This is a genomic window from Paenibacillus solisilvae, assembly GCF_042656405.1.
GTDB classification, from domain to species: Bacteria; Bacillota; Bacilli; order Paenibacillales; family Paenibacillaceae; genus Paenibacillus_Z; species Paenibacillus_Z solisilvae.
Genome location: NZ_JBHSOW010000088.1, coordinates 25,786 through 38,868 on the forward strand (window position 1 = coordinate 25,786; position 13,083 = coordinate 38,868).

Annotated in this window: 13 protein-coding genes, 1 pseudogene and 2 riboswitches; of the genes and pseudogenes, 3 read left to right on the plus strand and 11 right to left on the minus strand. The window is 47.1% G+C overall.

Annotation, left to right across the window (positions count from 1 at the left end):
- Positions 1-12: 12 nt before the first annotated feature.
- From ACFPYJ_RS23525 to ACFPYJ_RS23545, 5 genes are all read right to left on the minus strand, one after another.
- The gene (locus tag ACFPYJ_RS23525; protein WP_379190667.1) at positions 13-663 is read right to left on the minus strand and encodes an urea amidolyase associated protein UAAP2; all 651 of its coding nucleotides are present in this window, start codon (positions 661-663) and stop codon (positions 13-15) included.
- A 105-nt stretch (positions 664-768) separates the two neighbouring features.
- Positions 769-1,485, minus strand: a complete 717-nt coding sequence (locus ACFPYJ_RS23530) for an urea amidolyase associated protein UAAP1 (RefSeq protein ID WP_379190668.1) — start codon at positions 1,483-1,485, stop codon at positions 769-771.
- 134 nt (positions 1,486-1,619) lie between these two features.
- A riboswitch (guanidine-I (ykkC/yxkD leader) is annotated at positions 1,620-1,781 on the minus strand.
- A 124-nt stretch (positions 1,782-1,905) separates the two neighbouring features.
- A complete protein-coding gene (locus ACFPYJ_RS23535) occupies positions 1,906-2,205 on the minus strand; it encodes a DUF6509 family protein (protein WP_379190669.1) in 300 nt (99 codons plus the stop codon).
- 126 nt (positions 2,206-2,331) lie between these two features.
- The gene (locus tag ACFPYJ_RS23540; protein WP_379190671.1) at positions 2,332-3,489 is read right to left on the minus strand and encodes a Gfo/Idh/MocA family protein; all 1,158 of its coding nucleotides are present in this window, start codon (positions 3,487-3,489) and stop codon (positions 2,332-2,334) included.
- A 286-nt stretch (positions 3,490-3,775) separates the two neighbouring features.
- A complete protein-coding gene (locus ACFPYJ_RS23545) occupies positions 3,776-4,000 on the minus strand; it encodes a cold-inducible protein YdjO-related protein (protein WP_379190680.1) in 225 nt (74 codons plus the stop codon).
- 99 nt (positions 4,001-4,099) lie between these two features.
- On the opposite strand from ACFPYJ_RS23545, the gene ACFPYJ_RS23550 reads away from it, so the two are divergent.
- Entirely contained in the window at positions 4,100-4,408 is a 309-nt protein-coding gene (locus tag ACFPYJ_RS23550; protein ID WP_379190672.1) for a thioredoxin family protein, read from the plus strand.
- Between the two features lie 94 nt (positions 4,409-4,502).
- Here the strand turns inward: ACFPYJ_RS23550 and ACFPYJ_RS23555 are convergent, their stop codons facing one another.
- Together ACFPYJ_RS23555 and ACFPYJ_RS23560 are read right to left on the minus strand one after the other, a co-directional pair.
- The gene (locus ACFPYJ_RS23555; protein ID WP_379190673.1) at positions 4,503-5,021 is read right to left on the minus strand and encodes an acyl-CoA thioesterase; all 519 of its coding nucleotides are present in this window, start codon (positions 5,019-5,021) and stop codon (positions 4,503-4,505) included.
- Between the two features lie 69 nt (positions 5,022-5,090).
- Positions 5,091-5,279, minus strand: coding sequence for a hypothetical protein (locus ACFPYJ_RS23560; protein WP_379190674.1), 189 nt, complete (start codon positions 5,277-5,279; stop codon positions 5,091-5,093).
- A gap of 130 nt (positions 5,280-5,409) precedes the next feature.
- Positions 5,410-5,514, plus strand: a riboswitch (guanidine-I (ykkC/yxkD leader).
- A gap of 82 nt (positions 5,515-5,596) precedes the next feature.
- On the opposite strand from ACFPYJ_RS23560, the gene ACFPYJ_RS23565 reads away from it, so the two are divergent.
- Positions 5,597-6,907 carry an APC family permease gene (locus ACFPYJ_RS23565; RefSeq protein ID WP_379190675.1) on the plus strand — a complete coding sequence of 437 codons (1,311 nt, stop codon included), beginning with the start codon at positions 5,597-5,599 and terminating at the stop codon, positions 6,905-6,907.
- A gap of 534 nt (positions 6,908-7,441) precedes the next feature.
- Entirely contained in the window at positions 7,442-8,113 is a 672-nt protein-coding gene (locus ACFPYJ_RS23570; RefSeq protein WP_379190676.1) for a phosphatase PAP2 family protein, read from the plus strand.
- A gap of 67 nt (positions 8,114-8,180) precedes the next feature.
- On the opposite strand, the gene rlmJ is transcribed toward ACFPYJ_RS23570, so the two are convergent.
- From rlmJ to ACFPYJ_RS23590, 4 genes and pseudogenes are all read right to left on the minus strand, one after another.
- The gene (rlmJ, locus tag ACFPYJ_RS23575; protein WP_379190677.1) at positions 8,181-9,047 is read right to left on the minus strand and encodes a 23S rRNA (adenine(2030)-N(6))-methyltransferase RlmJ; all 867 of its coding nucleotides are present in this window, start codon (positions 9,045-9,047) and stop codon (positions 8,181-8,183) included.
- Positions 9,048-9,230: 183 nt separating this feature from the next.
- Entirely contained in the window at positions 9,231-10,265 is a 1,035-nt protein-coding gene (locus ACFPYJ_RS23580) for a glycoside hydrolase family 88/105 protein (protein ID WP_379190678.1), read from the minus strand.
- 20 nt (positions 10,266-10,285) lie between these two features.
- Positions 10,286-11,125 (minus strand): annotated as a pseudogene (locus ACFPYJ_RS23585) (carbohydrate ABC transporter permease).
- A gap of 2 nt (positions 11,126-11,127) precedes the next feature.
- On the minus strand, positions 11,128-12,108 hold the full coding sequence (locus tag ACFPYJ_RS23590) for a carbohydrate ABC transporter permease (RefSeq protein WP_379190679.1): 981 nt from the start codon (positions 12,106-12,108) through the stop codon (positions 11,128-11,130).
- Positions 12,109-13,083: the final 975 nt, after the last annotated feature.

Sequence of the window (13,083 nt, forward strand, 5' to 3'; positions counted from 1 at the left end):
CGAATAATTCGTCTATTTATCCCAGATCAGAAGCTGAATCGGCGTTGGATTATAGGCATTGCAAGGGTTGTTCAGCTGCGGGCAATTGCTGATCAGCACCATGGTGCGGCGAGTCGCTTTCACTTCCACATAGCAGCCTGGACCGGATACGCCGTCATCGAATTTCAGTCCGCCGTCAGCCGTAACAGGCACATTCATAAAGAAATTAATATTCGGCGCCAGATCCCGCTTGTTGTAGCCGCCGTCATGCTTTGCAAGCTGCAGCATAAACGTATCGCGGCAGTTGTGCATCGGCAGCTTATCATGCGCATATCGAACCGTATTGCTCTGGGCGGAACAAGATCCGCCGACCGTATCATGACGGCCGCATGCGTCCGCGACGATCGTAAGCAGTTCTTTGCCTGATTCTGTACGAAGAACCGAGCCTGCTGTTAAATAAATATTGCCTTGACCGGTAATGGTAGCGATCGCGCTGTAATGATCCTCCGGGTTATCCGCATCATAGAACAGCGTATCCGCAGCCTGGTTCCCCTCAACATCAACAATTCGGAGCACTTGACCGGGAAGCAGCTCATGCATCCAGCCATCACCGGCAAGCACAGTTATGTTATATATTGCATCCTCCACTTGAAGGGAACTTTCCACACGATTGAATACGGCCATTATTGGATTCCTCCTAAAAGTTTTTGTGATACTTCCTGGAATACTTCCTGCAGACAAAAACTCGCTTCGGAAGCATATTCTCAGCAAGTGATAGACATTCACTGCTTAATCAAGCAGGGAGAAATATGCCCATGTATTCTCAAAGGCGCGGCGGTTCTCCGGCCGGTAATTGAGACAGAAATCATCTTCGCTAACTGCATCTGCGGCTAAGACCTCAATCTGGATAGGAACCGAAGGGTATTCCGTGCGCGGATCTAGCGGGTTTGGCGTATTGGATAAAAGGAACAAGGTATCCATTTCGGTTCGCAGCGTGACGACCGCACCCTCTTTGCAATGATCCAGGCTGTAGTGCATGTCGCCATTATCGTCACAGTAGACCTTCGAGAAAAGGTTTACCCCCGGATGAAGATCACGTATGCCGAGGCCGCTTCTCACAAGCTCAACCGTGAAATTCTCTTCACCGCTGCGCAGCCAATCATTCCGGAGCTCCTGATAAGTGGTCTTGCCGTATTTGGCATCCGTCTGCTCCCGCGTCGTCCATCCGGTGATCGTATCATGCCAGCCAAGACTGTCCTCGACCAAGCTTGCCAGAATTCGTCCATTGTCGCTCATCAGAACGTTGCCCTTAGTCAAATGGGCGGTATATTGAGCCTTTAATGAATCGGGCATGTTATAACGCTCCGTCAAATCTTTTGCATGAAAAAGAAGTACCGATATATTCGCTCCCGCTTGAAGGGCCGTGAATCGGACTAGCTTCCCCCGTCCGATAGTGCCTGACCATTTACCACCCGGATTAATTGTTGTGCTCCAAATATTGCTCATATTCTCATTCCTCCTAATCTAGTTCCACCGCGTTCATGGCACTGCCCTTGAGCTGGCATTGATTCTGTTCAATAAAATTTGAGTCCCGGCTGATTTTGTTCTAATAAAAATAAAAAAAAGCCAGAGAGAAAAGTATCTCCCAGGCTTTTATCCTTCCGTGTTATATAGAAAATCGGCTGCTCTGACGAAACGAGACCTTCCTTCTATACACCGTCTCTTGGACCAGACTTAATGAGCAGGGCATGCTGCAAAGCAGTAAATGCCGAGCTATCAACGGAACCCTAGACAGCTTGTTGTCCTCAATATTTGCTATGAGAACCCATATTCTGTTGTAACAAACCTAACATTTATTCGTATTATAGTGTGCAAACTACGAATATGTCAATGTTCATGTAAGGTTTTATTACACACAGAAAAACGCTAATCCTGACCCGCTTCAATCAGATGCTCTTCACAGAAAACAGCAATCCATTCCAGTTCTTCATCCTCCATCTCAAAATCAAGAAGGCTATCCGTGCTTCTTTCAACGATCTCATGTCTAACGATTCCCGTCCGGCCGTCCTCTACCCGGTATATCACTCGAACATAGATCCCGTTCTCGGAGTATAATTCATCTTCCTCATCCACCTCGATATCAAGCAGGTATTCATAACGCTCCCCTGTCAGGATGCCGAAGGGATCTTTTACTTGTTCAACGGTGTAGCTGCTGACTGTCAACATGTTTCCATCAACCTTTCTAAGCTTGTGCAACTCATTATACAGAAAGATGATGGCAAACGTAAGCAGACTACTTCAATGCTGCCGAAACAATACGGTTTGTTTGGCGTCATAAATGAAATTGCGATCCTAACCGATACTGACCCATGTTTTCTTATGAAAGCTCTCAACAATGGCCTCATTAATTCTCATCATGTAATGTCCTTCTTGAACCGACGCAAAGGTCTGGTGGCTGCCGCCGTTGTAATCAAGACCTTCCTTATGCGCAGCAACCGCTTCATAGAAATCGAGGAATAGATTCTTCACCCCGTCGGGCCACCCCTCCTCATGACCGCCTGGATAATGTACCATTGCAGCCACCTCCTGCGGCAGCTCCTCCGGATCTGTCCCGATCACACGATTCGCTCCCCCTCGTCTTCCGATCCAAAGCTTATTGGGATTCTCCTGATCCCATTGTACCGATTCATTGGAGCCTGCAATTTCGAAGAAAATCTTGTTTTTGCGGCCAGCACTTACCTGAGACACGGTAAAGACACCTTTAGCCCCTCCATCAAAATGGACGAGCACATGACCAAAGTCCTCTGTCGTAATCGGAATCTTCTCAAATTCCGGCTGCCAGCTCTCATCCTCCGAAGAGGAAACGCGTTTCAGACGAATAGGATGTACAATCTTGAGATCGGCCAACACTTCCACAATCTGCTGCCCCGTCACATGCTGAAGCAAATCACACCAATGGGAACCGATATCCGCCACTGCTCTGGAAGGCCCTGAACGTTCCGGATGCAGCCGCCAATTATAATCCGTCTCCTCCATGAGCCAATCCTGCAGGTAGCCGCCTGTAATCAGGTTCAATTTCCCCACTTGGCCGGAGTGAATCCGCCGCCTCGCTTCCGCGACAAGCGGATAATGGCGATAGTTATAGCAAACACCGCTAATGACGGGCGTCTCTTCAGCAAGGACGGCCAGCTTGGCCGATTCCTCACTATTCATAGCAAGCGGCTTCTCGGACAGAAGATGCTTCTGCGCTTCAAGAATCCGTGTGTTGATGGCATAATGAAGATCATTCGGCGTGCAGTTATGGACAACCTCCACTTCCTTATCGTCAATAAGCTCCTCATGTGATTGATAAGCTTTACGAATTGCATATTTCGACGCCATCGCTTCCGCTTTTGCAAGTGAACTGCCGGCAACAGCAGCCACCTCCACCTGCGGCAAACGCCGCAGCGCTTCGAGATGAAAGCTTGCTGAGAATCCAGTTCCTATAATTCCAACCTTTATTTTATCCATCGTCATCCCTCCAGTCGTTATTGTGGCGCTTACATCCCAAAACAGCTGTAAGCAAAATAAACCACGATCGTCTTGAGTCGATCGCAGCTCTCGTTATTGCCTATTACCACACCGCATACCGGTTTAAACAATCCCTGTAAACAGGCGGTTTGCAGGATTTTTGATTTGTTCAGCGCTTTTTACTGGGGTATAATTAATCTTCTTCCCTCTAAAAAAAGAAAAACCCGCGTTAAACGCGGATGGCAGCCTGACACTCTGGGTGTCCATATTTGTGTCTGTTCTGAGCTCAAAAATCTGATTTCGGCTTGCGCGGCTGGGATTTGATCTTGTTCTGGACAGCTGGCAAATGTCTCATGCTTCTGAGCATAGGCCCTTTACAAATCGGGCAGCTTTGTTGTTCAACTGCAAATTCTTCCCGCACCCATGCTTTACATTCGGCATTTCTGCATTTCCAGATTTTCGTTAACTTCAAATTCGGCTTCGTCTCGTCAGTCGTTGACACTTCAAACATCCCTTTCGTCGCAAGCAATCGTTTTAATATACCACCCTGCACTTGGAGAAGTCAAAGGATAATATAACCATTTTAGACAGGAAAGGAAGAACGGACACGATGCCTCTTCAAGAAATTACCGAAGCAGACCTCATACGCCATTTACCTCACGCTCAAGGGAAAGAAGTCATTCTGTTCATCACCGCATTCTGCGGGACTTGCAAGCTCGCCGAACGCATGCTGGATATTGTGCTGGCAACTTCTGTTCGAATTCAAATTCGGAAGCTGAATATCAATTATGCCCCACAGCTCAGAGATACTTGGCAAATCGCAAGTGTACCCTGCCTAGTCATTCTGGAGGATGGCAGGCCCACCCGGTTTGAGTACGCCATGCACTCCGTGGATCATCTGTATAAGCTGCTCCAATAACGATTGCTTGCAGTCCTTATTCGTTATCAGTAGAAGCAACCGGCCCGTAAATAGACTTCCACTCCTGCTGCCCGAATATGATTATCGGGGCTTCCTACTTCTCCCATGGCTTTCTTGATCCCAGCATCTCCGCAAGCCGCTTGCTTTCCTTGCGTCTGATACTCCGAAGCTCTGAACGTTTCTCAGCACCTTCGTGCAGCAGAATCTCTTCAGGCGTCTCGGGAACTACACTCGGGACGTCGGTAGGCTTCCCATCATCCCCCATTGCCACGAAGGTCAGAAAAGAGGTGGCACAGATCATCCGTGTTCCTGTAAGCAAATCCTCAGCCATAACTTTGACGAAAACTTCCATAGACGTCCGATGCGTCCATGTTACAAAAGCCTCCAAGTAAACTTCCGTATCCACCTTAATAGGGTGCAAAAAATCAATCGAGTCGGTTGAAGCCGTTACAGCCCGGCGACGAGAATGTCTCATCGCCGACATTGCGGCAACGTCGTCGATGTAGGCCATGAGCTTTCCTCCAAACAAAGTATTGTGATTATTCGTATCCGGAGGAAGGACATGACTTGATTTAACCGTTCTGGATTCACGTACATACTTGGGTTCAAGCATGGATCTCTCACACTCTTTTCATTAGATTCTTTCGTTGTCTTCAGCTCAATTCACTCAACTTCATCACAATCAAGCCTGCAGTCTGACCCACCGATTACCCGACCATTTCACTTCATCTCCGGTCAATAGGCCGGGAGCCAGCTTGTCAATGGGGATGGTCAGCGACTTGCCTTGGATACGTATGATGGCCTTTACCTCATCAAGCTCCTCAATGATACCGATGCGCTGAATAACGCATTTACTTCCTTCTTCCTCCATCTCTTCCCACCTCTTTACTCCATCCTATTATGCAACAAATAAAAAAAATTAAAAATAAAATAGTTTTATTCCCTCATAAACTGCGTTATATTATCTAACATATTAGAACCAGATGTTATGAATAGTGTCATCAAATGTTTTCTAGGGTTCCGCGAATCGTGGATTCGGTCTGGTCCGAGAGAAAACGCACGGCTTGCTCAAGCTGTGTTCACGGAGGGATAAAAGCCCGGGAGAAGATATCTAATTGATATCTCTTCCTGAGCTTTTTTTTATTTCCGGCAGTGGAAATAGATCGGGTGACGAAAGGGATGCTGCATATGAAACAAGAAGTGAAGCTGGCCAAAACATTAACTTTATTTCAGGTTGTTTTTCTGGGACTCGCATGGATGACGCCGATGATTTACTTTTCCATCTATGGCATTGCCTATGAAGCCTCACAGGGCATGTTAACTCAAGCGTATTCACTTGCTTTCCTTGCGATCGTATTCACAGCCTACAGCTATAGTATTATGGCACGTGCCTATCCGACATCCGGCTCTGCGTATACCTATGTCAAGAAAGCCATTCATCCTTACCTCGGTTTTCTCGTCGGCTGGGCCATTCTTCTGGATTATCTGTTCTCTCCAATTATCGCCTGCTTAACGTTTGGCATCTATATGCATGCCCAGTTTCCCTCGATTCCAGCGGCAGCTTGGATGATCGTAATTAACGTCGCTGTCACGATCGTTAATCTTAGAGGCGTTAATATTTCCGCTAACCTTAGCAAGATCATCGTACTGCTTCAGATGGGATTCATCGCCCTGTTCTGCATCCTGCTTGCGAAGCAGCTGTCAGACGTATCCGCACCCCTGCATCCATTCCTGCAGACCGATGTACCTCTGCCGACCGTGCTCGCAGGCGCTTCAATGATCTGTTTCTCATTTCTTGGCTTCGATTCCGTATCGAATATGTCGGAGGAGACCAAGAATTCCGGCAAAAATATACCAAAGGCTATCTTCATCATCATTCTTACGGCCAGCGTATTGTACATCGTACCTTCCCTGCTCACGCAGCTCGTCTTTCCTCATATCACTTTCCTTGATGTCGATTCTGCCGGTCTTGAGATCGTGAAGATGGTTGGCGGAGCAGGACTTAGCGCAATCTTCATCGTCGTATTGATGTTCGCCATCTTCAGTCAAGGCTTATCGTCGGTAACGAGCGTGTCCCGCTTGCTGTATGTTATGGGACGGGAATCCATACTGCCGAAACGGTGGTTTGGCATGATTCACTCCAAATACAAAACACCTGCGTTCAACATTCTTTTCACAGGCATCATCTCATTATTTGCTCTGGTCATCAGCCTTGACACAGCTGTGAAGTTTGTTAATTTCGGCGCGCTGACCGCCTTCATCTTCATTAATCTGTCCGTCATCTTCAAACGGTACATCAAAGACAGACAGCGCTCCCCGTTGCAGACCGTTCTATATCTGATTTGCCCTATTATCGGGATGTGCGTGGTCAGTTGGCTGCTGTCGCTTCTGGATACGAGCGCATTGATGATGGGAGCAGGCTGGCTGCTCTTCGGTATTGTATATCGTTTGTATAAGACCAAATGGGTTTCGAACAGATCTGTCGTTTTCTCAGAATAACAACAACAATAAAGGGTGCCAAGCTGACAGCGGCTTGGCACCCTTTTTTTGATTCAGAAGGCAGGCTCTCTCTCATTGGCCGTTTCGGCTTGTCAACTGCCAAATGACAACACCCACGCTATATATTCAAACTAAACTTCGTTAAAAGATCTTTGTCTCACTCCCCACTTTCTAGAGGACAATATATCGCATGAATTTGAATTGAATATGTATAATATCATCATTAGACCGCTATCCATTTTCCCTTTGCTGATTAATTCTTTATGTCCTCTTCCTTCGTCATCGTAGTAGGCAGTTCCTGCTCAAGGCAATCCATAATCTTGACAAACGATTGATGATCTCGCATAGTATCGTCATGCCAAGCCGAACGAACTCGCGGAAACGGGGCATGATCATCGGCAGCCAGCATATTTGTCAATATCTATCACTGTTTTACAATTGCCATTATTTCTTTCTTGCCCTATGCAGTGCAATATTTTATGATTACAGGATTGCTATTTCAATACTTCAGGTCGGACTCGGAAGGTGAATTGATTGAAAGTACCTCTTAAACAAACTGTGAAACGATTTTTTCCATTGATCAGCATGCTGATTTTCCCTGTCATGGGCTGGCTGTACGCGCTGACGAACAATAGTTCGCGTTCGCAAGTGTATAGTCTAATGACTGACTTGGATCGCGCTTTTCCTTTTGTGAAAATCTTCGTATTTCCCTATTCGGTATGGATTTTTTATCTGTATGCTTGTTTGCTGTATTTCTTTATGAAGGATCCGCTCCTGTATATACGCACTTTAATTACTTATGTGGTCTGCGCACTTCTATGCTACGTTGTGTACATGGTCTTCCAAACGACTGTACCCAGACCCGTTATTGACGGATCAGACCATGCGACAAAGCTTCTTGCTTTCGTCTATAACCGGGATCAGCCGTATAATTGCTTCCCCAGCATACACTGCTTCTCCAGTTATTTGGTCATGAAAGCCTTATATACGAGCCGGTTCCGTACTTGGTTAAATCAAACTTTAATTTATGGCATGTCTTCTCTTATCATTATATCGACATTCTTCATTAAACAGCATACATTCCTTGATGCAATAGCCGGAATTATTCTAGCCGAATTTGTCTTCCGTTTGGTCACTTACATGATCGGTACTAGAAAAGCGGTTCAGCCCGCCCCACTTCCTCAGCAGCGTCCTCTTGAGTACTAATCCATGATTCATATTCGTAATAAGGAAAAGCCGGGGGCCCGGCTTTTCTCTTCCATAACGCTTTCATTTAAGCTTTTACGTTTATTTCCACCGCAGTCAGCCTCGCCGGTTTATCCAGATAGGAAGCATATTGATAGATCTCTTCCAACTCCTTTGCATACTGTTTCAAATGATCAACCGAGGACGCGGATAAGTTGGCAATCATAATGCCGCAGCCCGGTACACCTGGATTGACATTCACGGCGGAGGCCCCTATCCCTTCAATGAAGATATCTATACCGAATCGTTCGACGCGGCTGTTTAATAAGGACTCCCTCATTCTCGCATGCAGCCTCTCCTGTTCTTCAAGTGATTCAAATCCATACCAGAGCATCGTTTTAATTCCTTGCTGAATGGCTTTGACAAACAGATCGAAGTAACACCGGCCGTGCTTGTTCATCTCGAAAATCCGATAAGGATCGATGTGAAGAAATGTTTCCTTTCCCATTTTCTCAATTTCATGCCACAAGAACTCAATCGAATCGCCATGTACGGTCTGAATCCGGTTATCAAGCAGCGATTGCTTGGCGTAATTCATGATGTGCTGCAGGGGCTCGTCTTCAATATCACAAAACACATAATGGCTATATTCCTTTAAAACCTCTAATGCTAAACCAGGTGAGCCAAGATAGTTCTGCAGGTTCTTCTCATTGCCTGTTATACCCTTCACAATTTGAAGATATGGCGAAGCGGCAATATGCTCATAATGGCGAATGCTGAGCTGCTCAAGCAAATAATAGATTCCGTAATTTCTTTCATCCGTTCGGTTTAACATATACATGGGGTAAGCGGAATTGGATTCAACATAGCGGGCGGGCTGTTCTTTACTGAGAAAATAACACAGAGGAAGATGCTTCCAGATGTCCCCGATCTCTCCAAAATGGGAATAAGGCATATACTCTCACCTCCAAAAGTTTATCTAACTGTATGGAAAAAAGGCGGTTCTGTCAAATTTAGTTAGAAATATCGATGCATTCGCCGATTTGCAAGCATGATAAAGTACGCAAAAAGCAGCCCTACATGTAGAGCTGCTTGGATAAATAAAGTTATTATATCAAACGCTTGCGTATACTCATTCTCAACTGTAAACCCGGCCTTTCGTGCGCAGCAGGTCTGCCAGGAATACAAGCGCCAAGCCCTGCCCCCAACCCTGAACCCGCTTATGCGAAACGCCCCGGCAGCCTTCGATATCCCGCATAACGGCCGTCCCGGCCGATACATCCAGAACGGAGCCATCTTCGGAAATTCGCTCCAGAATACCCCCGATCGACCGGTTGACGTATTTGTTATACAGCGTTCCGGTATGAAGCAGTGCGGTGGCGATGCCGGCCGAGCCCGACGTTTCCAGATAAGAGGTATCGTCGGTCAGAACTGTATGCCACATGCCTTCTTCCGATTGCAGCCGCACAAGGGCGCTCAATTGGTCGCGGAGCGATCCTTCAATGATCATGAACGATGGATGGGTAACGTGGATGAGCGGCAGCGCCTTCGCCATCGTTAATGCTGCCCATGAGTTGCCTCTCGCCCAGTAGATGGCTGACATATGGCTGGCCGTAATATTATCCCACCCGTGATAATACAGATTCGTTACTTCATCCTGCAAATACCGCTCATGTCCGTGATGCTGCAGCAGCCCGTCTTCCAAATAATCCTCCCGTTCAAGCAGTGCGCCCATTCTGATGAGAAAATATCCCGCCATCATCATCGTATCGACCCAAGCCTGCTCAGGAAACTGATACTCTACCGAATTGACCGTATGCTGGAACACCCCTTCGCCAAAACGCGGTGCTTCAAGCCGCAAATATTCAGCCATCTGCTGGGCAACTTCAAGGTATGTTTTATTCTCGGTTGCTTTGTACAAAGAGATAAGCGTATGCCCGATGGAGACACCGTTAACCGACAGTTTGGGCAGCCCGTCCTCCAGCTTCTCATCAACCCATGCTAGGAGAAGATCGATATACTCGGTCTTCCCTGTCGCTTCGTAAGCTTCGGCCACGCCATAGAAAGCAACGCCTCCCGGCCAGTCCCAATTGAAATCCATCCGGAACGTGCGCTCGACAACCCGGTCGATCACGGTGCGGATATGTTGTTCGTCAAATACCAATGGCGGCATAATGAATCTCCCTTCTCTGATCAGCCCTTCAAACCGCTTGTGCTGATCCCTTCAACGATAAATTTTTGAAAAGCGAAAAACACGATGATAACAGGCAGCAAGCTAACAGTGGACATGGCGAACATGGCTCCCCAATTGGATAAAGTATCGCTGTCCAGAAACATTTTCAGTGCCATTGAAACGGTATACATACTCGGCTTATTCAAGTAAAGCACAGGGCCAAGCAAATCTTCCCAGCGCCAATAAAACGAGAATATCGCCGCAGTTGCCATTGCCGGCGTGACCAGCGGAAGAATAATACGGTAGAACAAACGGAATTTGCCGCATCCGTCGATTGTTGCTGCTTCGTCCATTTCCGCTGGAATCGTCCGTATAAACTGGATCAGCAGAAAAATGAAGAACGGCGCACCGAAATAGCTTGGGACAACGATCGGCTTGATTGAATTGAGCCAGCCCAGTTTGGAGAACAGAATATACTACGGCACAAGTACAACATCATGCGGCAGCATGAGCGTGATCATCATAATAGCGAACCAGAACGCCTTGCCGGCGAACCTTAATCTTGCAAATCCGAAGGCTACAAGTGCCGATGACAGCACCGCTCCGATCGTCGACAAGATGACGATGATAAGCGAGTTCTCTATAAACGTAGCAAACGTATAACCGCCCACGCCGGCCCAGCCGTCTTTGAAATTGCTCCAAATCCAAGGAGACGGGATAAGAGAATCGGCGGTTATGAATATCCGGTCGCTGGCTTTGAATGAACTCATAACCAGCCAGATAACCGGGTATAGCAGCAGAATGGCGCCTGCGGCTGTAAAGAGATGGTATAGGGACCAGGTGATCGTTTTACGGCTCATCGCTAGCTGTCCCCCTTCGACTCATAGTGCACCCAGAACTTCGAAGTTTTAAACAAGACCGCGATAATGATCAGCATGACCCATGCCATTGCCGAGGCGTAGCCCATGTTGGAAAAAACGAACCCTTGACGGAACAAATAAAGCGAATAGAGCAGCGTTCCGTCGAGCGGACCTCCCTCGCCCTTCGAGATAATATAGGCGGGTACGAAGGTCATGAACGCTCCGATGGTTTGCATGATGGCATTGAACAATATCACGGGACTTAGCAAAGGCAGCGTGATCCGGAAGAAACGGGAGAATACATTGGCTCCATCGACATTTGCTGCCTCGTAATAGCTGATTGGGATATTTTTGAGCCCGGCAAGAAAGATCAGCATCGATGAGCCAAACTGCCACACCGAAAGGAAGATCAGCATCCAGAGTGCGGCGAGCGGGCTGCCGAACCAGCGGACGGCATCCAGCCCGAGCGCTCCCAGCAGAAGATTGACAACTCCTTCGTCACCGAACAGATTGCGCCACATGATCGATACCGCCACGCTGCCGCCTATTATGGATGGCAAATAGAACATCGTCCGGTAGATACCGATCGCTCTGGATGCCGTATTGAGCAGCATAGCAATGAGAAGCGCGAACAACAGGCGAAGCGGCACGCCGCCGATGACATAGAGAAATGTCACTTTAAGCGATTTCCAGTATTTCGTATCGTGGAAGAACATTTTCTTATAGTTGGCAAGCCCCGCCCATTCCGGCGCCGAGAATAAATCGAAAAGCTGCTCCATCTTCTTAAGCTCATTCTCAATGCTGTACGATGTTAAATTAAGCGCTTTAGCTGACTGTTCATAGATCTCTTCGTCATACACTTCAAAGGCCACCTGCTGCACGGCTGCAATAAGAATGCCTACTGTCAGCATAACAGCGGCTATGAGCGCAAAAAGCTTGTATTTGATTCTCGAGTTTTGATAAAGCGCTTTCAATCCGGCCAACAAGGCTCCCCCTTTTAAATCCCATAATAAGCGGTTGTTTTCATGATCCAATGGTTCCTATATTATAAAGGAGGTTCCCGAACTGTCAACATTTATGGGGTTTTTGTCAATCAGGATCGATACCCGACAAAAAACAGACCGCATCGGCATGCTCATAGCGATGAATAGATAGGCAAGGAAAGTGTGATCCGGATTCAGATTCGCTTTAGAGAAACTGCTTTACCGATATTCGGGAAAACAAATAAGCGCCAGAGTCTGCTAGTCCAGCAGATTCTGGCGCTTATTTATTTGAATGGTTCCTCTTAGTATGTCAAATGATTCGCAAGACGACTCCCACATGAACACTGCACTGCACAGCTCAGCACTCTCCTCTTCAGTTCGCTTTTAGTTGAGGGTGAAGTAAAACAGGATTCGCCACAATTATTAGATACCTCTTCAAGTCCGCTGTGACCGTTATACTGGATTTCATACAACTAAAGGACCTCTTGCTCTTCAGATCCACTTTCGCCCGCTATACTCGATTGCATCCAGCTAAATACCTCTTGCTCTTCAAGTCCAGCGTGACCGCTATACTGGATTGCATACAACTAAAGGACCTCTTGCTCTTCAGATCCACTTTCACCCGCTATACTGGGTTGCATAAAGCTAAAGACCTCTTGCTCTTCAAGTCCACTTTCGCCCGCTATACTGGATTGCATACAACTAAAGGACCTCTCTCTTGCTCTTCAAGTCCAGCGTGACCGCTATACTGGGTTGCATCCGACTAAAGACCTCTTGCTCTTCAAGTCCACTTTCACCAGCTATACTGGATTTCATACAGTTTATAGAGTGTTTCTGGTCCAATTTCGCCGCTATACTGGATTTCATACAGCTAAATGGCCTCATCACGGCCAAATTACCTTATTTGCGGTTAGGCCCCCTAATTCCGGAGTCAGCAGCCAAGAATAGCATGTTTCCTTAGCATTACTTGGTTTC

Excerpts from the sequence above, each read along its gene's own strand:
- ACFPYJ_RS23525 (WP_379190667.1), bottom strand. The coding sequence starts at position 663 with ATGGCCGTATTCAATCGTGTGGAAAGTTCCCTTCAAGTGGAGGATGCA.
- ACFPYJ_RS23560 (WP_379190674.1), bottom strand. The coding sequence starts at position 5,279 with ATGGAGGAAGAAGGAAGTAAATGCGTTATTCAGCGCATCGGTATCATT.
- ACFPYJ_RS23555 (WP_379190673.1), bottom strand. The coding sequence starts at position 5,021 with ATGCTTGAACCCAAGTATGTACGTGAATCCAGAACGGTTAAATCAAGT.
- ACFPYJ_RS23530 (WP_379190668.1), bottom strand. The coding sequence starts at position 1,485 with ATGAGCAATATTTGGAGCACAACAATTAATCCGGGTGGTAAATGGTCA.
- rlmJ (WP_379190677.1), bottom strand. The coding sequence starts at position 9,047 with ATGCCTTATTCCCATTTTGGAGAGATCGGGGACATCTGGAAGCATCTT.
- ACFPYJ_RS23545 (WP_379190680.1), bottom strand. The coding sequence starts at position 4,000 with ATGTTTGAAGTGTCAACGACTGACGAGACGAAGCCGAATTTGAAGTTA.
- ACFPYJ_RS23540 (WP_379190671.1), bottom strand. The coding sequence starts at position 3,489 with ATGGATAAAATAAAGGTTGGAATTATAGGAACTGGATTCTCAGCAAGC.
- ACFPYJ_RS23535 (WP_379190669.1), bottom strand. The coding sequence starts at position 2,205 with ATGTTGACAGTCAGCAGCTACACCGTTGAACAAGTAAAAGATCCCTTC.
- ACFPYJ_RS23580 (WP_379190678.1), bottom strand. The coding sequence starts at position 10,265 with ATGCCGCCATTGGTATTTGACGAACAACATATCCGCACCGTGATCGAC.
- ACFPYJ_RS23565 (WP_379190675.1), top strand. The coding sequence starts at position 5,597 with ATGAAACAAGAAGTGAAGCTGGCCAAAACATTAACTTTATTTCAGGTT.
- ACFPYJ_RS23550 (WP_379190672.1), top strand. The coding sequence starts at position 4,100 with ATGCCTCTTCAAGAAATTACCGAAGCAGACCTCATACGCCATTTACCT.